29 protein-coding genes and 1 riboswitch are annotated in these 25,491 nt (G+C 41.6%); of the genes, 12 read left to right on the top strand and 17 right to left on the bottom strand.

The genetic code is table 11. The features are described 5' to 3' along the window. The coding region (locus QYG89_RS12950) for a hypothetical protein (protein ID WP_404317205.1) at positions 1-128 on the bottom strand (128 nt) is incomplete at its 3' end. Positions 129-301: 173 nt separating this feature from the next. Here QYG89_RS12950 and QYG89_RS12945 point away from each other — a divergent pair. Continuing rightward, positions 302-1,711 (top strand): sigma-54 interaction domain-containing protein, encoded by a 1,410-nt coding sequence (locus QYG89_RS12945; protein ID WP_404317963.1) that lies wholly within the window; start codon positions 302-304, stop codon positions 1,709-1,711. A 364-nt stretch (positions 1,712-2,075) separates the two neighbouring features. Here QYG89_RS12945 and yugI read toward each other — a convergent pair whose 3' ends face one another. The 5 genes from yugI to QYG89_RS12920 all read right to left on the bottom strand — a co-directional run bounded on the left by yugI (position 2,076) and on the right by QYG89_RS12920 (position 4,912). Continuing rightward, entirely contained in the window at positions 2,076-2,438 is a 363-nt protein-coding gene (yugI, locus tag QYG89_RS12940) for a S1 domain-containing post-transcriptional regulator GSP13 (protein ID WP_404317961.1), read from the bottom strand. A gap of 229 nt (positions 2,439-2,667) precedes the next feature. Continuing rightward, positions 2,668-3,831 carry an aminotransferase gene (locus tag QYG89_RS12935; RefSeq protein WP_404317959.1) on the bottom strand — a complete coding sequence of 388 codons (1,164 nt, stop codon included), beginning with the start codon at positions 3,829-3,831 and terminating at the stop codon, positions 2,668-2,670. Next, the gene (locus QYG89_RS12930; protein ID WP_404317957.1) at positions 3,831-4,331 is read right to left on the bottom strand and encodes an Lrp/AsnC family transcriptional regulator; all 501 of its coding nucleotides are present in this window, start codon (positions 4,329-4,331) and stop codon (positions 3,831-3,833) included. The genes QYG89_RS12935 and QYG89_RS12930 overlap by 1 nt, the downstream gene beginning before the upstream one ends. Beyond that, positions 4,328-4,582 (bottom strand): hypothetical protein, encoded by a 255-nt coding sequence (locus tag QYG89_RS12925; RefSeq protein ID WP_404317955.1) that lies wholly within the window; start codon positions 4,580-4,582, stop codon positions 4,328-4,330. Before QYG89_RS12925 ends, QYG89_RS12930 begins: the two co-directional genes overlap by 4 nt. 66 nt (positions 4,583-4,648) lie before the next feature. Next, complete coding sequence (locus QYG89_RS12920) at positions 4,649-4,912, bottom strand: DUF1871 family protein (RefSeq protein ID WP_404317953.1); 264 nt, start codon at positions 4,910-4,912, stop codon at positions 4,649-4,651. A gap of 98 nt (positions 4,913-5,010) precedes the next feature. Between QYG89_RS12920 and QYG89_RS12915 the strand changes: the two genes are divergently transcribed. Continuing rightward, complete coding sequence (locus QYG89_RS12915; protein WP_404317951.1) at positions 5,011-6,189, top strand: MalY/PatB family protein; 1,179 nt, start codon at positions 5,011-5,013, stop codon at positions 6,187-6,189. A 124-nt stretch (positions 6,190-6,313) separates the two neighbouring features. On the opposite strand, the gene queE is transcribed toward QYG89_RS12915, so the two are convergent. The 5 genes from queE to QYG89_RS12890 all read right to left on the bottom strand — a co-directional run bounded on the left by queE (position 6,314) and on the right by QYG89_RS12890 (position 9,301). Continuing rightward, positions 6,314-7,036, bottom strand: coding sequence for a 7-carboxy-7-deazaguanine synthase QueE (gene queE / locus QYG89_RS12910; RefSeq protein ID WP_404317949.1), 723 nt, complete (start codon positions 7,034-7,036; stop codon positions 6,314-6,316). Further along, a complete protein-coding gene (locus tag QYG89_RS12905) occupies positions 7,036-7,470 on the bottom strand; it encodes a 6-carboxytetrahydropterin synthase (RefSeq protein WP_404317947.1) in 435 nt (144 codons plus the stop codon). The genes queE and QYG89_RS12905 overlap by 1 nt, the downstream gene beginning before the upstream one ends. After that, the gene (queC, locus tag QYG89_RS12900) at positions 7,467-8,129 is read right to left on the bottom strand and encodes a 7-cyano-7-deazaguanine synthase QueC (protein ID WP_404317944.1); all 663 of its coding nucleotides are present in this window, start codon (positions 8,127-8,129) and stop codon (positions 7,467-7,469) included. The genes QYG89_RS12905 and queC overlap by 4 nt, the downstream gene beginning before the upstream one ends. Before the next feature lie 114 nt (positions 8,130-8,243). Further along, a riboswitch (PreQ1 riboswitch) is annotated at positions 8,244-8,287 on the bottom strand. Positions 8,288-8,357: 70 nt separating this feature from the next. Then, positions 8,358-8,591 (bottom strand): hypothetical protein, encoded by a 234-nt coding sequence (locus tag QYG89_RS12895; RefSeq protein WP_404317942.1) that lies wholly within the window; start codon positions 8,589-8,591, stop codon positions 8,358-8,360. A 119-nt stretch (positions 8,592-8,710) separates the two neighbouring features. Further along, positions 8,711-9,301, bottom strand: coding sequence for a peptidylprolyl isomerase (locus QYG89_RS12890; protein WP_404317983.1), 591 nt, complete (start codon positions 9,299-9,301; stop codon positions 8,711-8,713). Positions 9,302-9,571: 270 nt separating this feature from the next. Between QYG89_RS12890 and QYG89_RS12885 the strand changes: the two genes are divergently transcribed. Further along, the gene (locus QYG89_RS12885; RefSeq protein ID WP_404317941.1) at positions 9,572-9,964 is read left to right on the top strand and encodes a kinase-associated lipoprotein B; all 393 of its coding nucleotides are present in this window, start codon (positions 9,572-9,574) and stop codon (positions 9,962-9,964) included. Here QYG89_RS12885 and kapD read toward each other — a convergent pair. After that, positions 9,961-10,575, bottom strand: a complete 615-nt coding sequence (kapD, locus tag QYG89_RS12880; RefSeq protein WP_404317939.1) for a 3'-5' exonuclease KapD — start codon at positions 10,573-10,575, stop codon at positions 9,961-9,963. The two genes, QYG89_RS12885 and kapD, sit on opposite strands and share 4 nt — an antisense overlap. Positions 10,576-10,888: 313 nt before the next feature. On the opposite strand from kapD, the gene QYG89_RS12875 reads away from it, so the two are divergent. Beyond that, on the top strand, positions 10,889-12,739 hold the full coding sequence (locus QYG89_RS12875; RefSeq protein WP_404317937.1) for a transglycosylase domain-containing protein: 1,851 nt from the start codon (positions 10,889-10,891) through the stop codon (positions 12,737-12,739). 512 nt (positions 12,740-13,251) lie between these two features. Here QYG89_RS12875 and QYG89_RS12870 read toward each other — a convergent pair. After that, positions 13,252-13,809, bottom strand: coding sequence for a DUF5366 family protein (locus tag QYG89_RS12870; protein WP_404317936.1), 558 nt, complete (start codon positions 13,807-13,809; stop codon positions 13,252-13,254). A 493-nt stretch (positions 13,810-14,302) separates the two neighbouring features. On the opposite strand from QYG89_RS12870, the gene QYG89_RS12865 reads away from it, so the two are divergent. Genes QYG89_RS12865 through mnhG form a run of 7 tightly spaced genes read left to right on the top strand, consistent with a single transcriptional unit; the run spans position 14,303 to position 20,036 of the window. Beyond that, positions 14,303-16,723, top strand: coding sequence for a Na+/H+ antiporter subunit A (locus QYG89_RS12865; RefSeq protein WP_404317934.1), 2,421 nt, complete (start codon positions 14,303-14,305; stop codon positions 16,721-16,723). Further along, a complete protein-coding gene (locus QYG89_RS12860) occupies positions 16,710-17,132 on the top strand; it encodes a Na(+)/H(+) antiporter subunit B (RefSeq protein ID WP_404317932.1) in 423 nt (140 codons plus the stop codon). Before QYG89_RS12865 ends, QYG89_RS12860 begins: the two co-directional genes overlap by 14 nt. Then, positions 17,132-17,473, top strand: coding sequence for a Na(+)/H(+) antiporter subunit C (locus QYG89_RS12855; RefSeq protein WP_404317931.1), 342 nt, complete (start codon positions 17,132-17,134; stop codon positions 17,471-17,473). Before QYG89_RS12860 ends, QYG89_RS12855 begins: the two co-directional genes overlap by 1 nt. Beyond that, positions 17,466-18,947 carry a Na+/H+ antiporter subunit D gene (locus QYG89_RS12850; RefSeq protein WP_404317929.1) on the top strand — a complete coding sequence of 494 codons (1,482 nt, stop codon included), beginning with the start codon at positions 17,466-17,468 and terminating at the stop codon, positions 18,945-18,947. Before QYG89_RS12855 ends, QYG89_RS12850 begins: the two co-directional genes overlap by 8 nt. Before the next feature lie 6 nt (positions 18,948-18,953). Further along, positions 18,954-19,430 carry a Na+/H+ antiporter subunit E gene (locus QYG89_RS12845; protein WP_404317927.1) on the top strand — a complete coding sequence of 159 codons (477 nt, stop codon included), beginning with the start codon at positions 18,954-18,956 and terminating at the stop codon, positions 19,428-19,430. A 41-nt stretch (positions 19,431-19,471) separates the two neighbouring features. Continuing rightward, the gene (locus QYG89_RS12840; RefSeq protein WP_404317981.1) at positions 19,472-19,714 is read left to right on the top strand and encodes a Na(+)/H(+) antiporter subunit F1; all 243 of its coding nucleotides are present in this window, start codon (positions 19,472-19,474) and stop codon (positions 19,712-19,714) included. Next, positions 19,698-20,036, top strand: a complete 339-nt coding sequence (gene mnhG / locus QYG89_RS12835; RefSeq protein WP_404317980.1) for a monovalent cation/H(+) antiporter subunit G — start codon at positions 19,698-19,700, stop codon at positions 20,034-20,036. Before QYG89_RS12840 ends, mnhG begins: the two co-directional genes overlap by 17 nt. A gap of 86 nt (positions 20,037-20,122) precedes the next feature. Here the strand turns inward: mnhG and QYG89_RS12830 are convergent, their stop codons facing one another. Next, complete coding sequence (locus tag QYG89_RS12830; RefSeq protein ID WP_404317925.1) at positions 20,123-20,509, bottom strand: hotdog fold thioesterase; 387 nt, start codon at positions 20,507-20,509, stop codon at positions 20,123-20,125. 448 nt (positions 20,510-20,957) lie between these two features. Between QYG89_RS12830 and nhaC the strand changes: the two genes are divergently transcribed. Continuing rightward, the gene (nhaC, locus tag QYG89_RS12825; protein ID WP_404317923.1) at positions 20,958-22,418 is read left to right on the top strand and encodes a Na+/H+ antiporter NhaC; all 1,461 of its coding nucleotides are present in this window, start codon (positions 20,958-20,960) and stop codon (positions 22,416-22,418) included. Between the two features lie 216 nt (positions 22,419-22,634). Here the strand turns inward: nhaC and QYG89_RS12820 are convergent, their stop codons facing one another. The 3 genes from QYG89_RS12820 to QYG89_RS12810 all read right to left on the bottom strand — a co-directional run bounded on the left by QYG89_RS12820 (position 22,635) and on the right by QYG89_RS12810 (position 25,424). Then, the gene (locus QYG89_RS12820) at positions 22,635-22,841 is read right to left on the bottom strand and encodes a hypothetical protein (protein WP_404317921.1); all 207 of its coding nucleotides are present in this window, start codon (positions 22,839-22,841) and stop codon (positions 22,635-22,637) included. A 114-nt stretch (positions 22,842-22,955) separates the two neighbouring features. Continuing rightward, a complete protein-coding gene (locus QYG89_RS12815) occupies positions 22,956-23,783 on the bottom strand; it encodes an STAS domain-containing protein (RefSeq protein ID WP_404317919.1) in 828 nt (275 codons plus the stop codon). 135 nt (positions 23,784-23,918) lie between these two features. Continuing rightward, positions 23,919-25,424, bottom strand: a complete 1,506-nt coding sequence (locus QYG89_RS12810; protein ID WP_404317917.1) for a leucyl aminopeptidase — start codon at positions 25,422-25,424, stop codon at positions 23,919-23,921. Positions 25,425-25,491 lie beyond the last annotated feature (67 nt).

The raw sequence follows: 25,491 nt of genomic DNA, 5'->3' as shown, positions 1-25,491 counted from the left end.
TCGCCGCCGATCACCAATGGGTAATCCTGGCCAAGATATCCTTCAACGAGCTGCAGCGCTTCTTCAAATGCTTGTTTATTTTCAGGTTTTGAAAAGTCAGTGAATGGTTCGTGTTTGTATGGAATCAATGTTCTTCCTCCTTTAAAATCATCATAGAGTTACTTTTATGTAACTGAATAAGTTTTATGCGCAAAATATTTTTGCTATAATAAAACTCTCACACTTATTATAATGCAAAAAATTGTTGCTTTTTTCAAGTGTTTTTTTAAAAATATAAATATATTTCAAGAAGGGGATTTCTATGACTGCAAAAGATTTAGAATCACTGTTAACAATATACAAAGAAGTTGTGGAAAAAATAGATCTCGGCATCCACGTCATCGATTCTAACGAAAGAACCGTTATTTATAATAAAAAAATGCGGGAAATTGAAGATATGGACATTGATGACGTCCTTGACAAAAACGTAATGGATGTTTTCCATTTTGGTCCTGCGGAAGAAAGTACCTTGCTGCAAGTACTGAATTCTGGTGAAACCATACCCAATGTAAAGCAAACTTACTCCAATAACAAAGGACAAGAAATCACAACCATTAACCATACATTTCCTATTCGGGAGAACGGTGTTGTGATCGGCGCCGTGGAAATTGCTAAAGATATCACTAAACTAGAAAAAATGATCCAGGAAAATGTTTACAAAAAAGGCGATACCCGCTATACATTTGATCAAATTCTTGGAAATAGCGCAGCACTGAACGAAGCGATTGAAACGAGCAAGAGAGCTACACGCACCACTTCTTCTGTCTTAATCGTAGGGGAAATCGGAACCGGCAAAGAATTATTCGCTCACAGTATTCATAATGGCAGTTCTAGAGCCGATAACGCATTTCTTTCTCAAAACTGCGCAGCATTGCCGGATACACTGATGGAAACTTTACTATTCGGCACTGCAGAACAAGCAGGAACAGAAGGCAGACCGGGGTTATTCGAGCAGGCGAATGGCGGAACTCTTTTACTTGATGAGATTGACTCTCTAAGCCCTGCTCTGCAAACAAAACTATTAAAAGTCATCCAAGAGAAAAAAGTGCAGCGTGAAGGCGGGACAGAAGATCTCTTTGTTGATGTCCGCATTCTTGCCACCATTAGCGAAGACCCCATTGATGCAATTGCAGCCGGCAAGTTAAGAAAAGATCTATATTATCGTTTAAGCGTTGTTTCGATCTTTATCCCCCCACTACGGGAAAGAAAAGAAGACATTGATTTGCTAACTTCCTCTTTCATCGAAAAGTATAACCATTTATTTGGTATGAAAGTCGCTTTTATCGACGAAGAAGTAAAAAGTTATTTCCAGGAATATAACTGGCCGGGCAACATCCGTGAATTAGAACATGTCATTGAAGGAGCCATGAATTTGATGGGGCATGAAGACACCATCTCTTTTGATCATCTGCCGATTCAATTCCGCCATAAATCCAGTAGCAGCGGCGGATCCAATGACTTGGAAAAAATAGAAGGGCTGCTATATCAGCCCGACAAAGCTATTTTGCCACTCGACGATTATATTCATGAAGCTGAAACCTATTACATTACAAAAGCGTTGCAACATCACGATTTTAACGTTACCAAAACAGCAAAGGCTCTCGGAATGAGCCGGCAAAACCTGCAATATCGTATTCGAAAATACAACATTGGAAAAAACACTCATTCATAAATTCACGAAATAAAATGAAACTTCCATCAGTGGGGGTTTTCTTCATCCCCCGCTGATGGTTAGTTGAATGGATCGGGCGTTTACTGGCAGTTGATCGCTCACCTATGCTTACTTAGAAACAAGCTGAAGCCTTTAGGTGAGGGTCTTACTGGCAGTTAATGCGGGATAAATAGCAGATAAGCAAAAACATCCAGCTTAACGCAAATTATTTTTGCGCAAAAACCAAATCTCTTAAAACGAATTCCTCTGTTATGATTCCTTAAAAAACAAAAAGCATGAGCGCTTCATTCGCTCATGCTTTTTGTTGCAGGTTGTTGATAAACATTTTCAATCATTTTGAGAGGTCTAACTAGATTTTGTTTCTTTATTTACTTTCCTCAGACTGGTCAATCCATTCTTGCAGCTTATCCTTTAACGTGTTAAACCCTTCGCTGTTTTCAGAAATTTTCAAACGGCGGACGGGCTGTGGAACAGACAGCTTCATCTCTTCAGTCGCCCGGATAGACAAGCTGATTTTCCCCTCATCTTTGTTCACAGACATTACTTTTACCTTCACTTCTTCGCCCACTTGAAGGTATTCATGAATGTCCTTTACAAATCCATGAGTAATTTCCGAGATATGGACAAGCCCCTGTGTACCGTTATCCAATGCAATAAATGCACCATAAGGTTGAATACCTGTTACTTTTCCTTTAATAATCTGTCCTTGTTCAATCTGGTTTTCCATCCAAACACTCCTAAATATTAAATTCATTATCTACGCATCGTAAAATTATATCATATCCACTTATGAATTTCTAAACATAGCCGCTGATCTACAAAGGTTTCTTCAATGTTTTGGATTATTTTAAAGAAACAGGAATAAACTTTAGAGAAAAGGGGCATGATTAGAATAAGCAACATTCCCTATTCTCCCCCTGACGAAAGAAGGCAGCCAAATTGGCTGCCTTCTTTTTTTATCTCCCGAGAAAACGCCTAAAACGTTTCATCGCTTCTTGAAGCTGTTCCATAGAAGAAGCATAAGAACAACGAATAAACCCTTCACCGCTTTTCCCGAAAACAGATCCTGGCACGACGGCCACTTTTTCTTCTCTTAACAACGATTCAGCAAACTGCTCCGACGTCAGACCAGTGCTTTGAATCGATGGGAATACATAAAATGCTCCACCCGGTGTATGACAGTCAAGCCCCATCTCGTTAAATGACTGAACAATATAATTGCGGCGGCGGCGATAATCTTTTTTCATTTCTTCTACATCATTCATCCCTGTTTTCAACGCTTCAAGCGCAGCGTACTGAGCAGGGGTAGAAGCACACATCATCGCATATTGATGAATTTTCAGCATAGCTGCCGACAATTCGTATGGCGCACAAATAAACCCAAGCCGCCAGCCAGTCATTGCAAATCCTTTTGAGAAACCATTAATTAAAATAGTCCTCTCTCTCATACCATCTAAGCTGGCAATAGATGTATGTTGAATGTCATAAGCAAGCTCTGCATAGATTTCATCAGCAATCACAAGTAAATCATGCCGCTTCACAATCCCAGCAATCGCTTCTAGATCTTCCTTATCTAGCTGCGCGCCGGTCGGATTATTAGGTGAACAAAGCAGCAGCGCTTTCGTTTTTGGAGTAATCGCTCTTTCAAGCGCTTCCGCTTGTAGTTTAAATTGCTGCTCACTCGTTGTTTCCACCGTCACCGCTTTGCCCCCTGTCAATTCGACAAGTGGTGCATAAGAAACGAAGCACGGTTCAACGATAATCACTTCATCATCTGGATCAAGAATAGCTCGTAAAGCCAAGTCAAGAGCCTGGCTGGCACCAACAGTAACGATGATTTCTTCCTTCGAATCATAAGGTACACAAAATCGTTCGCTCACATACTTTGATATTTCTTCCCGAAGTTCAAGGAGACCAGCATTGGCTGTATAAGAAGTAAATCCACGTTCAAGAGATAGTATCGCCGCTTCACGAGCAGACCAGGATGTGACAAAATCAGGCTCCCCTACTCCAAGCGATATTACTCCTTCCATACCCGCAGCTAAATCAAAAAACTTACGGATACCCGATGGACGCATTGATTCTACAGATTTAGCAATATAGTTCTTCGTTGTCAGCATTATGGAGACACCACGATTCTATTATCTATTTGTTTTTCTTCAAAAATTTTGCCATCATGCTTATATTTTTTTAGCTGAAAATGAGTTGTTGTAGAAACAACCTCATCTAGCGTAGATAATTTTTCCGAAACGAATCTAGCTACTTCATTCATTGATTTCCCTTCAACCGTTACCGATAAGTCGTAAGCTCCTGACATTAGATAGACAGAGCTGACCTCCTTAAAACGATAAATTCTTTCTGCTGTTTCGTGAAAGCCGACGCCTCGCTTCGGTGTTACTTTAACATCGATCATCGCCGTCACTCGCTCATCGTCCTCAACTTTTGACCAGTCAATAAGAGTTGTATAGTGAACGAGAATTCTTTCCTCTTCCAGCCTTTTAATCATGGCTTGTACTAATTGTTCACTTTCACCAATCATTTTACCGATATCAGATGCAGTCAAACGAGCGTCTTTTTCGAGGATTTCAAGGATTTCTCGTTCTTCTTTGTTAATTTTCACAATAACTCCCCCAACTTTTCATTGAATACTACAATTATATCAAAAAACCATTTGATTACATCATCTATTTCAATAATTTTTTTATAGAACCGAATACCATTGATTTTGAACCCGCCTGATTCATACAACAGTTGAATATCATCTATACAGCAGGCTTTATTACACTTATTTGTTGGTTTCCGCTGCAGGCGCCCGCTTTCCGGTCCAATCAACAAAGAGACAAAATCAACAATAATCATTAACATAGCCATAAAAAAGCCGGCTATTTCTTCTGAAGAACCAAAAGAAATAGCCGAACGGATGGAATCTTTATATTATTATAATTGACATGACGCTTCATTCTTTACTTGCAGCAGCCTCTCGGCTACTTCTAGGCAGCTCGCCAGAGGAAGCTTCTGCTCAAACGAAAATTCATAAATCTCTTGGATTTTCTGCGCTAGCTCATTTTGATCGTCATACTGATACACAGCTTGAATCGTATCTGCTGTTTCTGTATCGTAAAAATCGCCGCCCGCCGCAAATGGGTCCCAATCCCGAAGAATATGACTCAGCTTAATGTTCGTTTGTACGTCTTTGTTCATTTTTTTCATCCTGCCTTTTGTTCTGAGCTAATGGTTGCCCTTTTCATCTTAAATACTTTAACATAATTATATACTATATCGTCAGGATGGTGGATACAATGAGTACATTTGATCGAGTAATAAACCGCACAGGCAGGAACACTGTGAAATGGGATAACATTAAGGCGGTGTTCGGTGTAGAAGATGCACTGCCGATGTGGGTGGCTGATATGGACTTCGAAGCACCCGATGCCGTAAAAGAAGCTGTCAAAGAGCAGGCAGACCATGGAGTATACGGGTACACGGCCATTCCCGATTCTACGAGAGAGGCCATTAAAGACTGGATGACTAATCGCCACGGCTGGATGATCGACCCAAACTGGCTGCTGTTCAATCACGGCGTCGTGCCGTCACTTGGTGCAGCTATCGAAGCGCTCACAGATCTCGGTGACTCTGTTTTACTGCAATCACCTGTCTATACACCCTTTTTCGATATGATCGAGCGCAGCGGACGCCTCGTCGTTAATAATGAACTCGTTCTACGCAACAACCGCTATGAAATCGATTTTGAAGATTTGGAAGAGAAACTATCTCGTGAAGAGGTAAAATTATTCTTACTATGCAGCCCTCACAATCCCGGCGGCCGCGTCTGGACAAAAACAGAGCTAACAACAATCGCTGAGCTCTGCCTAAAACATGATGTTTGGATCGTTTCTGACGAAATACATAGCGATTTAACCGCTGAGCCGCATAAACACATTCCAATTGCTTCCCTTAGCGGGGATATACAAAACATCGTAATCACCTGTATCGCGCCAAGTAAAACGTTTAACCTAGCAGGTTTGCAAGCCTCTGCCATCGTGGTATCCAACAAGGAATTGCGCGCTAAGCTGCAAAAAGTGCTTGCCAAACAAGGATTTTTCACATTAAACATGATGGGAATTGCCGCTATGGAAGCCGCATACCGCGAAGGCGGGCCTTGGCTTGATGAAGCGATCGAATACATTCGCGGCAACATTCGTCTTGTCAATGAATTTATTGAACGTGAATTGCCAGAATTAACAGTAATAGAACCGGAAGGCAGCTATTTAGTCTGGATCGACTGCCGCAAACTCGGCCTCAGCGATGAAGACTTAATGAAAAGGCTTCTCCTAAAAGGAAAACTCGCTCTCGGGCAAGGATCCAAATACCGCAGCGGCGGCGAAGGATTTATGCGCATGAATATCGCCTGCCCGCGGTCCACTGTGGAAGATGGATTAATGAGATTGAAAACAGCCCTATCGAACGGGTCCATTTAACCTTGCAGATCGAATCATCTCTTTTACGAGCAGATAAGTATATTTACTGACCATGTTTGCTAATTTACCCGCCACACGGTGCACACAAAAAAGAAGATGCCCATTTTCAGGCATCTTCTTTTTATCATACTCCTTGTTTGTTTCCCCACACAAACGTATGCAGCTGCGGAAGAATGCGGACATCTTTCCATTCCTCGTCCGGCATAACCTCGTTAATGAGCCATTCATATCGCTTCACTAAATAAGGAAGCAGATTAGCAGGATTCTGTTCCTTTAAATCACCGTTTCCTGTTTGTAAAAAGAAAGGCACCTCTGGATAGAGTTGATGCACTTTTTTTGCAAATGCTAAATCCTTTTCATCAAAAATAACGACTTTTAAACTGACCGATTTTTCTTTTCCAACGAGCCGGTTGATGATGAGCGATAATTGATCAAAGTCTGTCTCCATCGTCGAGCTAGGAGGCTTAGGAGAAATCGTCAATTCATCTATTTGATAAAACCAATCCTGCCAGCGGCTTCCTTGTGTTTCAAGTGCAGTTTTAACTCCTTGTTCGTTCAGCTTGACAAGTAAACCACCCATTTGCGGCAGCAATGCTGGATTGCCGCCGGAGATCGTTACGTGGTCAAATGTGTTCCCGCCTATTTTCACCAGCTCTGCCCAGATCTCGTCTGCCGACAAAAGCCGGATATCCTCCTTAGCTGATCCATCCCAAGTAAACGCCGAATCACACCAGGCGCACCGATAATCACAGCCGGCAGTCCGGACAAACATCGTTTTGCGCCCAACCACAGCGCCCTCTCCTTGTACAGTCGGTCCAAATATTTCTAATACAGGGATTTTTCTCATTAAAAATCCTCTTTCTGCGGACGAAAAACAACGTAGCTGGTCGGTGTTTCCCGTAAAAAGACTTGTATACACCGAGGTGCATTAGGTAGTTTATTTAACGATTCCTGAATAACCTCCCAGAATTTTCTTGCTACTACTTCAGTCGTTGGGAAATAATTCGGATCGATATCATTAAATAAAGAGTCTTCATTTAACACGGTGTGATCAAAACGTTTATGAATGAGGTTTTTAATATCCTGGAAATTCACTAAAAAACCAGACTCATTCAAGTCATTGCCAACAACCGTCACATTGGCAAAATACGTATGGCCGTGCAGACGGCGGCACACTCCGGCCTCTTCATGGGGCACGTAATGAGCAGCCGCAAATTGAAAGTCTTTATTCAATTCATAACGGTAAGAATGGACAGGCACTGGGTAAATTTGCTGCATCATCTCTCCCTCGCCTCCTTTTCCGCCATATATTTATTCAATCCATGATTGCGCAGCTTACACGCTGGACATTCGCCGCATCCGCTTCCTTTTATGCCGTTATAGCAGGTGAGCGTATGTTGTTTGACGTAATCGAACGCACCAAGCTCATCAGCTAATTCCCACGTTTGCGCTTTATCGAGCCACATAAGCGGCGTATGGATGACAAATGAATAATCCATGGACAAATTCAACGTCACATTTAATGACTTAATAAACACATCACGGCAGTCCGGATAGCCGCTAAAGTCTGTTTCGCATACACCAGTAATGATATGACGGGCATCATATTGCTTTGCAAGTACAGCAGCAAATGATAAAAACAACAAATTACGGCCTTCTACAAACGTCGATGGCGGCTCGCCGGCTTTTTCCGTAATTTCTATATCTGTTCTCGTCAAAGCACTCGGGGCAAGCTGATTTAATAAAGACATATCTAATATGTGATGGCGTATATTTAAATCTTTTGCAATGTCAGCAGCACACTCTAACTCCAGGCGATGCCTTTGACCGTAATCAAATGTGACAGCGATCACTTCATCAAAACGCTGCTTCGCCCAGAAGAGACACGTCGTACTATCCTGACCGCCGCTAAACACCACTACTGCTTTTTCTTTACTCATCTTTCTATCTTCCTTCCTTCTCTGCGTTTGAAAGAAGAAAGAGATTCAAGAACTATTACTCTAAATGACCTTCTTTTCAGGAATAGAAAAAAACCGTCTAGACGTAGACAGGCTTTTCCCATAGTTTTTTATAGAGGGAGTTCGCGAACCTCTCCTGCATCAAGCAGAATTCTTCCTTTTATTCTTGCACACTATATCATAAACGAATCAAAATGAAAAATAAACATCTTACTGTTTTTTTATTTCCCCATACTTCTTATTTATTTTCTCTTCTTCTCTTTTAGAAACTTTCCTAAAATACATAAACAAAGCGATCGCTGCCGCTACAAAAATGACCATAGAAATAACCGCTGGAATATATTCTGTCTTATCTTCCGGAAAATATAAAAAAAACATACCTACTATCCATGAATTTAGCACGATTTCTTCTCCTTTCAGCTGCCCGCACAGCCAATTCTCCAATCAAGTGCCTTCTCCCATTATATCAAGTTCCCTTTTCCAAACCAACCGCCGGCAAATAAAAAAGGCTGCGTCAAAGCAGCCAAGACAAAAAATGTTCATAAAAATAAAAGCGGAAGGCATTACTCCACTACTGTGATCTTCTCAATAATCACATCTTCTTTTGGCTTATCCTGTGATGCTGTTGGCACATTAGCAATCGCATCAACGACGTCCATACCTTCTACGACTTGTCCGAACACTGTATGACGGAAGTCAAGCCACGGGGTGCCCCCATGCTCCATATAAAAATCAGTCACTTCTTGCGGATAGCCGGCTTTTTCCATCTGTTCTTTGAAGCCGGGGTCCATTTTGCTATTTTGCACAATAAAGAATTGACTGCCATTCGTATTTGGGCCAGCATTGGCCATTGAAAGGGCGCCCCGGAAGTTGAACAATTCACGGGAAAATTCATCTTCAAACGTTTGACCGTAAATACTCTCCCCGCCTGTCCCTGTTCCTTTCGGGTCTCCTCCTTGGATCATAAAATCTGGAATGACCCGATGAAAGATGAGCCCATCATAGTACCCATTCTTACTATGTGTCACAAAGTTTTCCACCGTTTTCGGTGCAAGCTCTGGGAATAATTTAATTTTAATCGTTCCCTTACTCGTTTTCATTTCGACAAGCTGTTCGTTTTCTGCTGCGTTTGTTGTAAATTGTGGATAATTCATTTGCTTCTCTCCTTTCTTATGTTCCTCCTTTTCTATTGCCAGCTCCGGAAGTCCAGCCGATTCTTGCTCAGATTCCGTTTCTTTATTACAACCGACAAGAAAAAGGAGACCGATCATACATGCGATGAAAAATAATCGAGACATCTCTTCACCCCTACCTTCCTCACTTTAACCCATTGCCAACAAAAAATCATCTTTCATCTATCCATTATGACTATTTCCTTCGGATCTTAATTTTGATAGAGTGAAGAGCAAAAGGAGAGATTGATCATGAAGACAGGAGAAATTGTTACGGCTTTTTACAAAACTGGAAAGTATATCGGAGAAGTCACTGCCGCCTATCCAGACAGCTACACGGTTAAAATACTAGCGGTGCTGCGCCACCCTGCCCAAGGAGATCTTCACCATCCTAATCAAGTGGATGTGCCATTTTTCCACGAAAGAAAGGCACTTGCCCATATGGAACAGGCAAATATTCCAGCATCCACGATCAAACCTTATGAAGGAGAAATTCCCGACTATAGGGACTCACTGAAAGAAGCGGCCGTTACATTAAAAAACAGACTAGAACAAGACCAGACCGCTTTTTCTGAGAAAAGCCTCGAAGCACTTAAGGAGATTCAAAGGGAATACGAACTCATGTACAACCTCACATGGGATTAAGCCATACGATTAAGCAGCTTCGAAAAATCAACACGATCCCCAATTGTAGGCGGCTTTGACTTCTTCATATACGTTTTATCTTTTTCTACAAGATTGTAAATATGGTATGTGGTCAGCGCGTCATCGAGTGCTCGATGATGCCTGCCGATTCCTTCTTTCCCATATTCCTGCACAGCTTTCCATAAACCAGTCTGATTACGGTCACCGAAAAAATTCTTATACTCCATGGATAAATCGATAAAACGTCCTTTTAATGGAAATGAAAGATTCTCTTCCTCACAGTTTCTTCGCAGCACTTTCATGTCCATATTGCCCCATGTAATGATCGTATGCTCATCCGTCCCATTCAATTTAGCAAGTAAGTGGATCAATTCTGCAAACGGCAATCCTTCATCCACTTGTTTTTGAGTAATCTTTAGAAAGCGCTTGCATCTTTCTGTTAATTTCGGAAAAGCAGCCGGTGCTACGTAAGAAGAAAACGTATGTACAACCTCTTTTTCTTCGACAACTACGATCCCTGCTTCAATAATTTCAGGATAAAAACCTTGCGCAATTAAGTTAGTATCCGGCATCGAAAATTCGAAATCGATGAAAAATAGCTTCTGCCCCACAAAAATCCCCTCCTTTTGCCAAAACAAATTTTATATTTTCTATTATAGCAGGTTTAACTGTTGAATTTGTTAGAGAATTACATTTAAGTACTCTTCTAGATAGTAGTATTAGAGTAATTTATGAAACACGATACCAAGCCGGAATGGGGGAGAACCGGTATCTTCCATTTTTCTTTACTTTCCTCTTATTCTTAGGTTTTGCTATTTTTCTCTTTAATAGCCCCTTTCTAAATCGCCTTCTTTCGATTATGATGGGAAAAGAATTACTTTCTTACAAATATAACAAACTAGAATGGAGAAGGCGGTTTATGGAATGAGGACGATTTTTGGTTACATATTAACAGGGCTGCTCCTTCCTGTAGCTGTATTTTTATTTTACTTTGCGAATGCAGAAGCACATAAGGTCAGGAGCTTTGACGAAGTGGTGGAAGAAAAGATCATTATTAAAGATGTCCATCTTCCCCAGGCAAGTAAATTAGTCGATAAAGATGGCAATCCTTATTTGGAGATTCACCAGCCATACCGGATCGTGATGGATGGAAAAAATATTCCTCCATTTATAAAGGAATTATTTCTACAATCTGAAGACAAACATTTTTATGATCATTCCGGTATCAATGCCGCTGCGATTATGCGTGCCTTACTTGTTAATGCAAAAGCAGATGGAATTGAACAAGGGGCTAGTACTATCACGCAGCAGCTTGCCCGTAATATTTATTTGTCACACGATCGTACGCTAGTCAGAAAAGTATCAGAAGTATTATATGCGTATGAACTCGAAAAAAGATTATCAAAAGATGAAATTTTAAACCTTTATTTAAATGCCATTTATTTCAATCATCAAGTGTATGGAGTGGAAGCCGCTGCACAGTTCTATTTTCAAAAACATGTCAATGAATTGACGAAAGCTCAATTAGCTTTTATTGCAGCTATCCCAAACAATCCATCACTATATGATCCGCTGCGCCATTTTGACAATACGAAAAAGCGGCAGGAACGGCTGATTGATGTCATGCAGCGTGAGGAGTTTCTCACAGCGGAAGAAGCTGAATCCATAAAAAAAGAACCGATCAAGCTCCAAGTTAGAGCTCGGATAGACAAATATGCCAGCTACTCTACCTATGTAGAAGATGAATTAAAACAACTCGTAGCGAAAACAGAAGGCTTTGACCAGCAATTGAAAAATGCTAAGGGCGAAGAGAAAACAATCATTGAACATAAATTGAACGACCGCGTTGAAAAAGTAAAATCATCTGGCATTATCATCCACACATCGCTTGATCCTGCCCTTCAGCAAAAAGCTGAAAATGCCGTAAACTCAACGCTCAGCGGTTCGTCCGTACAATCATCAGCTGCCGTCATAAAAAATGACACGCGAAATATTGTTGCTCTCGTCGGTGGCAGAGACTACGACAAAACACAGTTTAACCGGAGCTTTCAAGGATTCCGTCAGCCGGGATCAACGATTAAGCCTTTGCTTGATTACGGCCCCTATATTGATACAACTCATGCCGATGTCAACAGTTTAGTGAGTGCCAACAAATATTGCGTGAGCGGCTGGTGCCCGAAGAACTACAGCGGCAAAGAATACGGAATGGTCACACTGAAAAAAGCCTTAGAGCAATCATATAATACAGCCGCTTTGCGTTTATTTATGAAAACGGGACCTGAAAGAGCGTATTCTTATTTAGAGAAATTTGATTTTGAAAGAATGACAGAAACAGATAGCAAATCATATGGTAAAGCGCTCGGAGGCTTCGAGCATGGGATGACTACACTTGAAATCGCAGGTGCCTATACTTCCTTTATCGATGGCACATTTACCAAACCGCATGCCATCCAAAAAGTAACTGACCGTCAAGGAAATGTACTTTATGAATGGAAAGACGAGCCACAAACGATTTGGTCAAAATCAACAACGTATAAAATGCGTCATTTATTAGCAGGCGTCATTCAAAACGGGACAGGTAAAAAAGCAAACCCTGGCAAGGCCTACGCTGGCGGAAAAACTGGAACAACGAATCGGACAAAAGACTTATGGTTTGCTGGCTTAACAAATGAATACACAGCCAGCGTCTGGGTCGGAAAAGACATCCCGCAAAGCATTCGCTATTTAGAAGGTTATGCCCCAAATCAAGTCATCTGGCGTAAAATTATGCGCTGATTCTCGGCGTAAAAAAGTTCGCTGTATATGAGGCTGTCCTAAAGGTCGTTAAAAACGACTTTTTAGGGTCAGTCTTTTTTTGTTTTTTGGATACTATTTGATAATTCAAGTGAGCATGAGAGAAGTTCTTCTTCTTAACTTCAACTTTTTTATTGTTTTTTAGTAGATATTGCCCATTTTTTGACAAAGTTCAAACGTTTGCTTTTCACTGAGTTGATTGTAGCGGAAGGCGCGAAGATCTGCAGAGAAAGCGAACTGGCGAGATGCCTCATGAGCTTGAACGACGAAGAGGCTCACCGTTTGTCCCTCGCAAAGCGAAGCGCCTGGAACGGAAATCGACGGACTGATTTAACAAAGACACAATAAAAAGCTGCAAGGATTCGGTCCTTGCAGCTTTTTAAACTTTTGTCTACGTTTCTCCGGAGCTATTAGCCCCCTTTTTATTGTCATTTCCCACACTATTCTCTATGTTGACAAATCTTTCCCATAAAAAAAACCGCTAAAGCGGTTTTTTACAGCGGCAGGCTGGCGAGCAGCCCATTATACACTTTCATACCGATAAGGGCCAGTGTCATTCCGAGAGCTGACCAAGAAACAATTTGAAAAGTAATGATTCCGATTAAATTAGCCATAGACAGTGATGGACTTGTTTTATAAACAAAAAAGATGAGATAACCAATAGCGGTTAATAAAAAGATAATGAGAATACCAGTTAGCGACGAAAAGCTGATTAATGAAATTAACCCGCCAACAAAAAAGATAATCGACCCATTTCGAATTGCTTTTAACAATTCGCCTTCTGTATCTTTCGAAAAAAATAAAAGAGACAGCTCATTCACTGTATTCGCTACGACTTTTAGGCCCGCAATCACGAAAAAGAACAAAACCAACAATGAAAAAATGATAGCTAAATTCAATTCTGTTTCCGTGAATAACTCTAGAACATCGGTGTATAAACCGACTTGCTTAAACAAGGAAATGACTAGACCTTGAGTAAATAAAGCAAGAGATAAACTAAACAACAAAATAGCGATTAGCGGCAAATAGCCGGTTAAATAAGTATTTTTCATAAAACATATACGCTCCTGTTCGGTTCAATCCATTTTATTATGCAAGAGCTGGCAAACAAAGACAAGTTCTTTTTTATGTTTTTTTGGAAATCACAAACATTTTTTGGCAAAAAAGATACAGGAAAGAAGACAGATAAATTGAAACTTCCATCAGTGGGGCTCCTCCCCCATCCATGCTTCTTAGAAACAAACTGATACTTTGATAGGAGGATTTTACATCCAGTTAATACGGGATAAAAATTTTTAACGACTAATTCTGACACGTTTCTTCATATTTATTATCCTTAGCCAACTTTCAACAAGTTTCACTTTTAAGCCATGCATGAAGTCGTTTTTTGCGTTATAATGCTGTAGAAGGCGACAATTTGCGCAGCTAACGTTAAACACACGCTGAAAAAGGAATCGTTACACGCAAACGTTTGGTCTTTTCCTGTTCAGATCATGTTTTGTTTAGAAAACACTTATTTACTTAGTTCGTGAGGGGGGGATTTTTTTGTCTTTATTGCACCTGGCCATTTTTTCTCCTTTTTTAATGGCTATGCTTGTCCCTTTATTTTATAAGGGCTTTCGAAGCGTACATACAGGCTGGTTTGTTCTAATCTTGCCTATTTTGCTGTTTGGTTACTTCCTTAGGTTTCTACCGATTACCCGAAATAATCAGGTAATTGAGAAATCTTTCGACTGGATTCCATCACTTGGTATCAGCTTCCATGCTTATGTGGATGGACTAGGATTACTATTCGCTTTACTCATTACTGGAATTGGTACACTTGTCGTTCTTTATTCCATCTTTTACCTATCAAAAGGGAAAGAAAGCCTTCATAACTTCTATGTCTATTTGCTAATGTTTATGGGTGCAATGCTTGGGGTCGTACTTTCAGACAACCTAATTACTCTGTATATGTTCTGGGAGCTGACATCCATTTCTTCTTTCCTATTGATTGCCTACTGGTACGATCGTGACCGCTCCCGTTATGGTGCACTTAAGTCCATGCTTGTCACTGTATTTGGCGGCCTTTCCATGCTAGGCGGTATTTTACTTCTTTCGATCATGGGAGACACGTTTAGTATACGCGAACTGATCTCGCAGGCAGACGAGCTCAATCAGCATCCGCTCTTTCTGTTCGCAATGATTCTTATGCTGCTAGGAGCCTTTACAAAATCAGCTCAATTCCCATTTTACATTTGGCTTCCAGACGCAATGGAAGCGCCTACACCTGTCAGCGCTTATTTGCACTCCGCTACCATGGTTAAAGCAGGAATTTATTTAGTCGCCCGCCTCAGTCCGATCTTTGCTTTTTCAAACTATTGGTTCTGGATTGTCGGCGCTATTGGGATTTTCACAATGTTCTGGGGATCATTCAATGCAGTCAAACAAACAGATTTAAAAGGGATTCTCGCTTTTTCAACTGTGAGCCAGCTCGGTTTGATTATGTCACTGCTTGGGGTCGGATCTGCCGCCCTTCATTTCGATGCATTGGATGATAATATTTATACAGCTGCCGTTATCGCTGCTGTTTTCCATTTAATTAATCACGCAACATTTAAAGGCAGTTTGTTTATGGTGGTCGGTATTGTTGATCATGAAACCGGTACACGGGATATCCGCAGGCTCGGCGGACTGCTCGGGTTCATGCCTGTTACATTTACCATCGCTGTCATCGGGGCCTTTTCAATGGCAGGACTTCCTCCATTTAACGGGTTTTTAAGTAAAGAAATGTTTTTCACAGGCATGATTCAGCTTCTTGAACTGAACATATTGAACTTACAGACGTGGGGAATTTTATTTCCTGTTCTTGCCTGGATTGGAAGCGTTTTTACGTTTATTTATAGCATGATGATTGTATTTAAGACATTTTCCGGGAAATATCAACCGGAAAAGCTCGACAAAAAGCCGCATGAAGCACCATTTGGCATGCTCATTTCACCAATCATTCTCGCTGCACTTGTCGTCTTGTTTGGCCTTTTCCCAAATTTGCTGTCCTACAGCTTAATTCAGCCAGCCGCTGCTGCGATTATCCCTTCGCTTCTCGGTCCTGGTGAACAGCTCCCTGTCCATATTTCTCACTGGCATGGGTTTTCGACTGAACTAATGATGACGATCGGTGTCGCAGCTGTCGGTATTCTGATGTACGTGACTTTAAACAAATGGGTCAAGCTGTATACTCTCTTTCCTGGAAAAGTGACACTAAACGCTTTATATGACACAAGTTTATACGCAGCTGAACGCGGTTCATATACGTTAACAAAGACATATATGAACGGATTTATCCGTACATATCTCGTTTATATCTTTGTTTTCTTTATTGGCATTCTTGGTTTTACTATGTGGAGAGAAAATGCTTTAACGATTCATAACGATAACTTGGCTCCAATAGGAGTATATGAAATCGGCCTAATCGTTATTATCACAGCCGGCATTTTCACTATTTTATTTGCCAAATCCCGCTTGACTTCAATTATTGCTTTAGGAGCAGTTGGTTACACAGTTTCTTTATTTTTCGTTATTTTCCGGGCTCCGGACCTAGCTCTGACTCAATTAGTCATTGAAACTGTATCTGTTGCCTTATTCCTGCTGTGCTTTTATCATTTGCCAAAACGCTATCGCCATGAAGAGAGAATGGGCTTTAAACTCAGCAATGCCCTCATTTCCCTGGGAGTCGGCGGTGTGATCACTTTAATGGCGATCTCTGCACACAGCAATAAAATGTTTGAATCTATAGCCAACTATTATATCGCCAACACCTATGAAAAAGCAGCAGGAAAAAACATGGTGAACGTAATTCTTGTTGACTTCCGTGGATTCGATACTTTATTTGAAATTAGTGTACTGGCCATTGCTGGTCTCGGTATTTTCGGCATGATCAAACTGCAATTAACGAAGAAAGGAGAAAAGGCAGATGAAAACCAATGATGTAATTTTACAAACAGCAAGCAAAGTCGTGTTCTTTATGATCATCCTCTTTGCGATCCACTTGTTCTTTGCCGGACATTATCATCCCGGCGGCGGGTTTGTAGGCGGACTTATGACATCAGGGGCGATCGTTCTGCTTCTTCTCGCTTTTGATATCAAAACAGTGGCCAAAGGCATTCCAATAGATTACAAAATTTTAGTTGGAATTGGCCTTCTGTTCGCAATCGGCACAGCTGCCGGTTCTCTTATTTTTAATGTTCCCTTTTTCACGCATGTGTTCGGTGATGTATATTTGCCTCTATTTGGAGAAACATCCCTCCATACAGCCATGTTGTTTGATTTAGGGGTTTACTTAGTTGTCATCGGTGTGACCATGACCATTATTCAAACGATAGGAGAGAGTGAATAATGGAGATCGTAATGTCAATTGTTATTGGTGCGTTGTTTGCCAGCTCCGTCTATTTAATGCTTTCAAAAAGTTTGCTGCGTATTATTATCGGCACTGGGCTATTAAGCCACGGCGCTCACTTATTAATTATTACGATGGGCGGCTTAAAAAGGGGAGCTGCTCCTCTTCTGGGGGAAGAAGCGGCCTCGTATGTGGACCCGCTTCCTCAAGCGCTTATTTTAACAGCGATTGTTATCAGCTTTGGGGTTACTGCCTTTTTCCTCGTTTTGGCCTATAGAGCCTACCAAGAACTAGGAACAGATAATATGGATGAAATGAGAGGTAATGAAGCAAATGATTAACTTATTAGTTTTACCGCTGCTCATCCCTCTTGTGACTGCCGCTTTGTTAATTTTTTTCATAAGATCAGTTCCAGCACAGCGGATCATCTCCATCATTTCTGCTGCTGGCACACTTACAGCTTCGATCATCTTACTGCTAACGGTAAAACGTAACGGCATTCAAACAGTCAATGTTGGCAGCTGGGATGCACCATTCGGTATCACGCTCGTTTCCGATATGTTGTCTGCTTTGCTCGTAACGACGTCGTCGCTGATTACACTGTGCGTTATTCTTTATTCGTTTCGCTCGATCGGTATGGCACGCGAACGCTTTTACTACTACCCTGTGATTCAATTTTTACTCGTTGGTATTAACGGTGCTTTTACAACAGGGGATATATTCAATATGTTCGTCTTTTTTGAAGTCATGTTGATGTCTTCCTACGTACTGATCGTAATCGGCGGCACGAAAGTTCAGCTGCGCGAATCAATTAAATACATTCTCGTGAATGTCATCTCATCTGCTCTTTTCGTCATCGCTGTTGCTATGCTGTATTCCGTTGTAGGTTCTCTGAATATGGCAGATATTTCCCAGCGTATTGCAGAAATCGGGCAATTGCCAATCTTAACAGTAATTGCCGTACTCTTTTTAATCGTATTCGGCTTGAAAGGTGCTATTTTTCCACTCTACTTCTGGCTTCCGGGCTCTTATTATGCACCGCCCGTGCCGATTCTTGCTTTATTTGGCTCTTTGCTGACTAAAGTTGGCGTATACTCAATTTTACGCAGCTATTCATTGTTCTTTTACCACGATCAGGCCTTTACACACGAATTGTTAGGCATCCTTGCCATCATTACAGTCATCGTTGGCTGCATTGGTGCCATTGCCTACTGGGATGTGAAAAAGATCGTTATTTACAATATTATTGTAGCTGTCGGAGTACTCGTTTATGGAATTTCTGTTGCTACGGAAGAAGCGTATACGGGCACTGTTTTCTATATGATTCATGACATGATTATTAAAGCTTCCCTATTTCTATTAGTCGGTGTCATGATTAAAATTACCGGTACAAGCAATCTAAGAGAAATGGGCGGCCTCATGAAGAAGTATCCATTGTTCGGCTGGACGTTCCTCATCGCTGCTTTTGCTCTTGCTGGTATTCCCCCTCTCAGCGGATTTGTCGGTAAGTTATTAATCGTACGCGGAGGACTGGCTGAAGGACAATATACAAGCTCTTTAATTGTTCTTTTATCAAGTCTTGTTGTGCTTTATTCAGTCATCAAAATCTTTATGAACGGTTTCTGGAGAGCACCTAAAGAATATCCCGGCGAAGACAAACAGCCTGTCACCTTTCTTTGGATACCTGGAGCAATTCTCGTACTTGCCTCTATCCTTTACGGAACAGGAGCAGAAATAATGTACCCAATTATTTCTCAAGCCACTGATGCACTCGCACATCCGACAATCTATATTGATGCAGTGTTAAAGGAGTAATGTCTTATGGCTTTTCAAATTTTACTTAATTTCTTTTTAGCGTTCCTTTGGATGTTTTTACAAGTGTCCTTTGACAGCAAAACGTTTGTCATCGGGTACCTGATCGGCTTGATTTTGATTTACATCATGCGCCGTTTCTTTAAAACGGAGCTGTATTTGCGCCGCGTGTTCGCCGTCATTTATTTGACTCTTCTATTCTTCAAAGAGTTATTCATGGCAAACATTGATGTTTTAAAAGTCGTATTAAAGCCGAAGCTCGATATGCAGCCAGGAATTTTCGCTTTGCCGACGGAACTAAAATCGGACTGGGAAGTTACTTTACTCGCTAATTTAATTACGCTGACTCCCGGAACATTAGTCATCGATGTATCAGATGATCAAAAAACACTATATATCCACGCCATCGACGTTCCTGATGTGCAAGATGCCATTAACAGCATTAAAGATTCATTCGAAAAAGCAATTATGGAGGTGAGCCGCTAATGCTTGAAACATTCCTGCAACTATCACTCGTTTTAATCACTATGGCGATGCTTGGTTTCATCTATCGGCTCATTAAAGGACCGACCATCCCTGACCGCATTGTCGCTCTGGATGCGATCGGCATTAACCTAGTGGCGATGATTGCCATCCTCTCTATGCTTTTAAAAACATATGTTTTTTTAGATGTCATCTTGCTGCTCGGCATACTATCCTTCATCGGTACAGTGGCCTTCTCCAAGTTCCTTGAGAAAGGAGAGATCATTGAAAATGACCGGAGCCGTTGAAATCGTGATTATTCTCTTGTTATTACTAGGTGTCTTCTTTACTCTTGCAGCATCTTTCGGTGTCATCCGGCTGCCGGATGTGTATACTCGTAACCATGCTGCTTCAAAAAGTGCCACCCTTGGCGTAATGCTCGTGCTGCTCTCTTGCTTTCTATATTTCTATTTAATCGAAGGGCACTTCAGCTCGCGCGTCTTGCTCGGAATCGCTTTTATCTTTATTACCGCTCCTGTAGGCGGTCACTTAATCAGCCGTGCTGCTTATAACTCAGGTGTAAAACTCTGGGAAAAAAGCGTACGGGACGACTTGAAAAATAAAAAGTAAACCTGAAACAGCCAGCGGCTATCATGCCGCTGGCTGTTTCAATTTGTAGACAAAATCCATTTTAAACACCCTAATCCTGAAACATTCTAGGGCTTCTTAGGTACAACAGCTACCGTACAGCGTGACAGACAAATGAGCTTCCCTTCTTCATCGCGAATCTTAATCTCCCAAACCATCGTGGACCGCCCACGATGCACAGCTTCTGCGACAGCTGTTACTATTCCATCCCGCTTAGATTTAATATGATTCGCATTAATTTCAAGACCGAAACATATTTGTGTATCCGGATCAATTAAATGACCAGTGCCAATACTCGCTGCCGTTTCTGCTAAAGCAACAGACGCACCCCCGTGTAAATAGCCAAACGGCTGCCTCGTCCGCTCATCGACTGGCATCGTCATCACTACTTTTCCTTCACTCACTTCTATCAATTTCATCCCCAGCGTCTGCGTCAAAGTTTGTGTTTTTGTCACTTAACATTTCCCCTCTTTCTTTTCTAAGAACGAATAATAGTTGATTATACTATAGTTTCTTAATGGATGAAAAAACCCTTTCTTTTTATGCGTATTTGGATAACTTATGCATCTGTACATAATAATAAAAGTTCACTTCTTTATAAAAGACTTTGTTATACTCGCTTATTGATTTCCGCTGCAGGCATTCGCTTGCCGCGGGGGTTCATGCGCCTCCTCGTCGTGTCGCTCTTTCTGGGTCTCCCGTGGACTCACTTCGCTCAGGAGTCTCGTGCCTTCCGCTCTAATCAACAAAGGAGTAAAACCAACATTATTCATGAACATATCCTTATAAAAAGATGTAAAAGTAGATATTTTAGCATACTGCTGAATTTTCACAATTTTTTATTTATTGGCACAGTTCTTGCTATAAATTAATTAACCCATTACAAACGAAAGAGGGATAATCATGAAAACAAAGAAAACACCATCACTCGCCATCGCTTTGATTCCAATCGTGGCGATGGTTACATTTTTATTCGCGGGCATCTTTATATTTGAAGCCGATGCACACATTCCGCTTTTATTAAGCGCAGCTGTTGCAGCGATCGTAGCGGTTTACCTTGGACATTCTTGGCATGAAATTGAAAAAGGGATTATTAGTGCGGTCACCCTGGCCATGCAGGCTCTGCTTATTTTAATGGTCATTGGAACAATTATCGGTACATGGCTTGCCGGCGGCATCGTTCCGACAATGATTTATTACGGGCTTGATATTTTATCTCCTTCTTATTTCCTTCCCGCTGCTGCTGTTATTTGCAGCATTGTAGCCATTGCTTCTGGCAATGCTTGGACAGCCGCAGGCACGATCGGCATCGCTATTATGGGAATTGGTGCCGGTCTTGGTGTTAACTTAGCAATGGTAGCCGGAGCCGTTATTTCTGGCTGTTACTTTGGGGATAAAATCTCTCCGCTTTCAGAAACGACAAATATGTCACCAGGTATTACTGGTGTTGAATTGTTTGACCATATCCGTCATATGCTGTACACAACGATTCCTGCTTTATTGATTTCTGTCATTATTTATTTCTTTATGGGACGTGCCTTTAATGGAGAAGGTGCTGGAATTGACGAAGTGACCTCCCTGCAGAAGCATTTAAGCGATATTTTTATTATCAGTCCTTGGCTTTTGCTCGTCCCTATTATTGTACTGAGCTTAATCGCTATGAAAACCCCAGCTCTCCCTGGTCTTGTCATCGGTTCCATTCTAGGAGCAATTGTAGCCGTGACCATTCAAGGAGTTGCTATCGGCGATATTTTAAGTATTATGGTGTACGGTTTTGAAATGGAAACCGACAGTGAAGTACTTAATAACTTGTTGAACAACGGCGGCATCGAAGCAATGATGTCTACGATCGCCCTTGTGATGATTGCTATGAGTTTTGGGGGGATTCTTGAAGTGAGCGGAGTCTTGGAAACGATTGTCACCAGTTTGCTAAAGCTTGCTAAGTCAACCGGCAGTTTAATTGCTACAACCGTTGTTACTTGTATCACAGCAAATATCGTCGCTTGTGATCAATATTTGTCTATTCTTCTTCCGGGACGGATGTACATTAAAGCATATAGAAAGCGCCGGCTGCATCCGAAAAACTTGTCCAGAACTCTAGAAGATGCCGGTACAATGACGTCTCCACTCGTTCCTTGGAATACGTGCGGAGCCTTTATGACTGCTACTTTAGGTGTTTCAACATTCCACTATGCCCCGTACGCTTTATTATGTCTGCTCAGTCCATTAATAGCGATCTTATACGGGTTTACTGGTTTTAAAATCGAAAAGCTGTCACAAGAAGAAATCCATCGCTTAGAAGCCGAAGAACGAGCAATGACTGAAACAGTGGAAGAGGCTGAACAAGTATCAAAAGCTTATTAACCATTCCGTTGAAAGCGCTTTATTACTGAGGGACGGACTCCATTATCATTGATTCAGAAAGCTTTGTTAAGCGCGCCGGTTGATTTCTGTTGTGAGCGCTCACTTCTCGCTCCAATCAACAATAGTTATGAACATAACCATTCAGAAAAAGAGAGTATCCTGTGTGATTGGATACTCTCTTTTTCTAATCTAAAACGAAACAGCCTAGGTCTATTCTCAATAAAAGCCGTACGGTGGACGGTGCGGTCCATAGAATGGAGGATAAGGCGGGCAGCAAGGCATGGGCGGATAAGGTGGATAATAAGGCCGGTTATAGAAACCAGGACGGGAAATGGCTCCCCCAACGAATCCGCCGAGCAGTCCCCCGACAAATGGGGCCGCAAATAAACCTCCTAACGGAAGAATACGCTCGTTTCGATACATGGATCTGAAAGCCTCCTTTTTCTCTTCTTACTACGTTGTATGCTAAAGAAGGGCAAAAGGCATGGGCGGCCTTCTCCAAAGTCAGACTCATATACGACAGATTTTTGTATTTTTTCAGCAGACGCTGTGTTTGAATTGTTCCATCGCTTGTTTCACCGTAGCATATGTTTCAATGGCTGAAAGGTCTACTCCAATACTGACAACCTTTTGAGCTAGATCGGGGCGGATTCCTGTAGCTATCGCCTGAATACCAAGCAATCTAAGAATATGATAAATATCAAATAATTGCTTTTCAACCATTTCATCTATCTGAATAATACCTGAAAAGTCAATAATTAAACGTTCCAATTGCAACTCGGTAATTTTTGGAATAGCCATTTCTATTAAATATTTTGCTCTTTCTTCATTCATCGAACCGATGAGAGGCAACACAGCAAGCCCATCCTGCAGCGGAACGATCGGTGCAGATAAACCCATAATTTCCTCTTTTGCCTCTTTCATCATTTGGTCCATCACCCGTTCAAAGGCGATCACTGTTTCATTAATGCTAATATCCAACATATAATTAAAGCGTTTATTAATAAAAACGACTTCTTCAGTCGAGAGGCCGAACCCCATCGTAATAGCCGACAATCGTTCAATAAACACGATCCTAGTCTGTGGATAGCGCGCAATAATGATTGATATTTTTTCGCCTTGAGCAGCGGTTTGCTCCCCATTTTGTTTACTCCATTCGATTAGGTCTTCAGACACCTTATCTTCTTTACATGTAATCTCTTCACCTAACATGCTGATAAAACTTTTATAGACAGGAATAGCTGCCTCGACTTCCTCTTTTGGTACCTCAAATTGAAATCGCTGAACAATTGTATGTACAATATCATTTGCCAACTGCTCTGCATGCTCTTGTAAATAAGCAGACACCTTTGAAATACGATTCAATCTATCTCACTTCCCTCTTGTCTTTCATTATAATCTCGAAAGCAGCTAAGCTTATAAACATAGGCAGCCTATTAAGCAAAAAAGAAGCTGTCTCATAAGGATCAGCCTATTATGAGACAGTCCTTTGCTTTGCCTCTATCCTTCATTCTTCATCCTTCTCATTGCTAACAGCGCAAGCGTCCGGGCCATTACACCTGTAGCACCTGACGGCCCCAAAGCTCCTGCTTTATTTGTATCTGCGGTCCCAGCAATATCTAGATGAACCCATGGCGTGCCCTCCGCAAACTCACCAATGAAACCGCCGCCCATAATGGCATGGCCTTCGCGTCCGGGTGAATTGTTCAAATCGGCAATCTTACTGCTGCGAATTCGTTTTTTATCCTTCTCTGTCAGTGGCAGCTGCCAAATAAATTCTCCCGCTTCCTTAGATGCTTCAAGCACTTCCTCAAAAAAAGTGTCGTTATTCGTAATCGCCCCTGTTTTATCTGTTCCAAGTGCCACTACTACCCCGCCAGTTAATGTCGCTACATCCACTAAATAGTCAGCTTTATGATGCTTAGCATAAGTCATCGCATCTGCCAGTACGAGGCGGCCCTCTGCATCAGTGTTCAGCACTTCAATCGTTTTTCCGCTCATCGACGTAATGACATCATCCGGCTTAAACGCCTCTCCGCTGATCATGTTGTCTGTCGAAGGAATCACCGCTACGATGTTTTGGTCGGGCTTTAATTCACCGATTATTTCCATCGCTCCAAGTACAGCGGCCGCCCCGCCCATGTCCGTTTTCATCCCAACGAGACCGTCCTTCGGTTTGATTGAATAACCGCCTGTATCAAATGTAATTCCCTTGCCGACAAAGCCAAGCACATCTGTCCACTCTTCTTGCGCCTGATATTTCAGTGTAATCATTTTAGGCCGTTCTACAGAGCCTTTATTAACTGCCAACAGCGCGCCCATACCGAGCTTTTCCATGTCTTCTTTTTCAAGGATTTCTACTTCGAATCCGTATGTGTCAGCTAGCTTTTTTGCATAATCAGCCATGTCACACGCTGTAAGCATATTTGCCGGCATGTTTACGAGTGTCCGGGCAGAGTTGGTTCCATAGCTTAATACATATCCAACATGAAGAGCCGCTTTTATCTCTTCTGCTTCAGCATTTGTATAGACACTTATACGTTCAATCGACTGTTCAGGATCATTGGACGGCTGTTTATATCCTTTAAATTTGTAGGAGGAAAGTCCAAACGCTTCGCTGAATGCTTGAGCCGCATCATTGGCAGAGATGTTCTCGCATACGAAACTGTCAAGTACGACTGCTGCAGAAGCAAGTTTCAACTTGTTCATTCGTTGAACTGCCGTACCAATCGCTTCTTTCATCTCATGAAAATCTGCTTGTTTCTCTTTGCCAAGACCTGCAAAGATAAGTCTTTTAGCAGGAATTCTGCCTAATGCAGGAATCACAGCCGCTTCATTTAGCTTAGCCGAAATGTCTCCTTCTTTCACTAGCTCCGTTAATTGTCCATTCATGGCTTCATCAAGCTTAGCCAGTTCTCCTTCAAACTTAAGCGGCCGATCATAAAGACCGATAATAACAGCTTCTTCTTCCTGTTCGAAAAAACGTTCATCTTTGACTATAAACATATTTCCACCTCCGTTTCCATTATACAGGAAATAATTTTACGGGACGAATAGCAAACGTGTTACAATG

The sequence above is a fragment of the Bacillus lumedeiriae genome, assembly GCF_044891285.1.
Lineage (GTDB): Bacteria > Bacillota > Bacilli > Bacillales > Domibacillaceae > Pseudobacillus > Pseudobacillus lumedeiriae.
Note: the sequence above shows the minus strand (reverse complement) of the source record. Positions and strands in the feature narration are given on the sequence as shown.

Coding starts and splice junctions, on each gene's coding strand:
- QYG89_RS12945 (WP_404317963.1), top strand. CDS start 302: ATGACTGCAAAAGATTTAGAATCACTGTTAACAATATACAAAGAAGTT.
- yugI (WP_404317961.1), bottom strand. CDS start 2,438: ATGGAAAACCAGATTGAACAAGGACAGATTATTAAAGGAAAAGTAACA.
- QYG89_RS12935 (WP_404317959.1), bottom strand. CDS start 3,831: ATGCTGACAACGAAGAACTATATTGCTAAATCTGTAGAATCAATGCGT.
- QYG89_RS12925 (WP_404317955.1), bottom strand. CDS start 4,582: ATGGCTATGTTAATGATTATTGTTGATTTTGTCTCTTTGTTGATTGGA.
- QYG89_RS12920 (WP_404317953.1), bottom strand. CDS start 4,912: ATGAACAAAGACGTACAAACGAACATTAAGCTGAGTCATATTCTTCGG.
- QYG89_RS12915 (WP_404317951.1), top strand. CDS start 5,011: ATGAGTACATTTGATCGAGTAATAAACCGCACAGGCAGGAACACTGTG.
- queE (WP_404317949.1), bottom strand. CDS start 7,036: ATGAGAAAAATCCCTGTATTAGAAATATTTGGACCGACTGTACAAGGA.
- QYG89_RS12905 (WP_404317947.1), bottom strand. CDS start 7,470: ATGATGCAGCAAATTTACCCAGTGCCTGTCCATTCTTACCGTTATGAA.
- queC (WP_404317944.1), bottom strand. CDS start 8,129: ATGAGTAAAGAAAAAGCAGTAGTGGTGTTTAGCGGCGGTCAGGATAGT.
- QYG89_RS12890 (WP_404317983.1), bottom strand. CDS start 9,301: ATGAATTATCCACAATTTACAACAAACGCAGCAGAAAACGAACAGCTT.
- QYG89_RS12885 (WP_404317941.1), top strand. CDS start 9,572: ATGAAGACAGGAGAAATTGTTACGGCTTTTTACAAAACTGGAAAGTAT.
- QYG89_RS12875 (WP_404317937.1), top strand. CDS start 10,889: ATGAGGACGATTTTTGGTTACATATTAACAGGGCTGCTCCTTCCTGTA.
- QYG89_RS12870 (WP_404317936.1), bottom strand. CDS start 13,809: ATGAAAAATACTTATTTAACCGGCTATTTGCCGCTAATCGCTATTTTG.
- QYG89_RS12860 (WP_404317932.1), top strand. CDS start 16,710: ATGAAAACCAATGATGTAATTTTACAAACAGCAAGCAAAGTCGTGTTC.
- QYG89_RS12855 (WP_404317931.1), top strand. CDS start 17,132: ATGGAGATCGTAATGTCAATTGTTATTGGTGCGTTGTTTGCCAGCTCC.
- QYG89_RS12850 (WP_404317929.1), top strand. CDS start 17,466: ATGATTAACTTATTAGTTTTACCGCTGCTCATCCCTCTTGTGACTGCC.
- QYG89_RS12845 (WP_404317927.1), top strand. CDS start 18,954: ATGGCTTTTCAAATTTTACTTAATTTCTTTTTAGCGTTCCTTTGGATG.
- QYG89_RS12840 (WP_404317981.1), top strand. CDS start 19,472: ATGGCGATGCTTGGTTTCATCTATCGGCTCATTAAAGGACCGACCATC.
- mnhG (WP_404317980.1), top strand. CDS start 19,698: ATGACCGGAGCCGTTGAAATCGTGATTATTCTCTTGTTATTACTAGGT.
- nhaC (WP_404317923.1), top strand. CDS start 20,958: ATGAAAACAAAGAAAACACCATCACTCGCCATCGCTTTGATTCCAATC.
- QYG89_RS12820 (WP_404317921.1), bottom strand. CDS start 22,841: ATGTATCGAAACGAGCGTATTCTTCCGTTAGGAGGTTTATTTGCGGCC.
- QYG89_RS12810 (WP_404317917.1), bottom strand. CDS start 25,424: ATGTTTATAGTCAAAGATGAACGTTTTTTCGAACAGGAAGAAGAAGCT.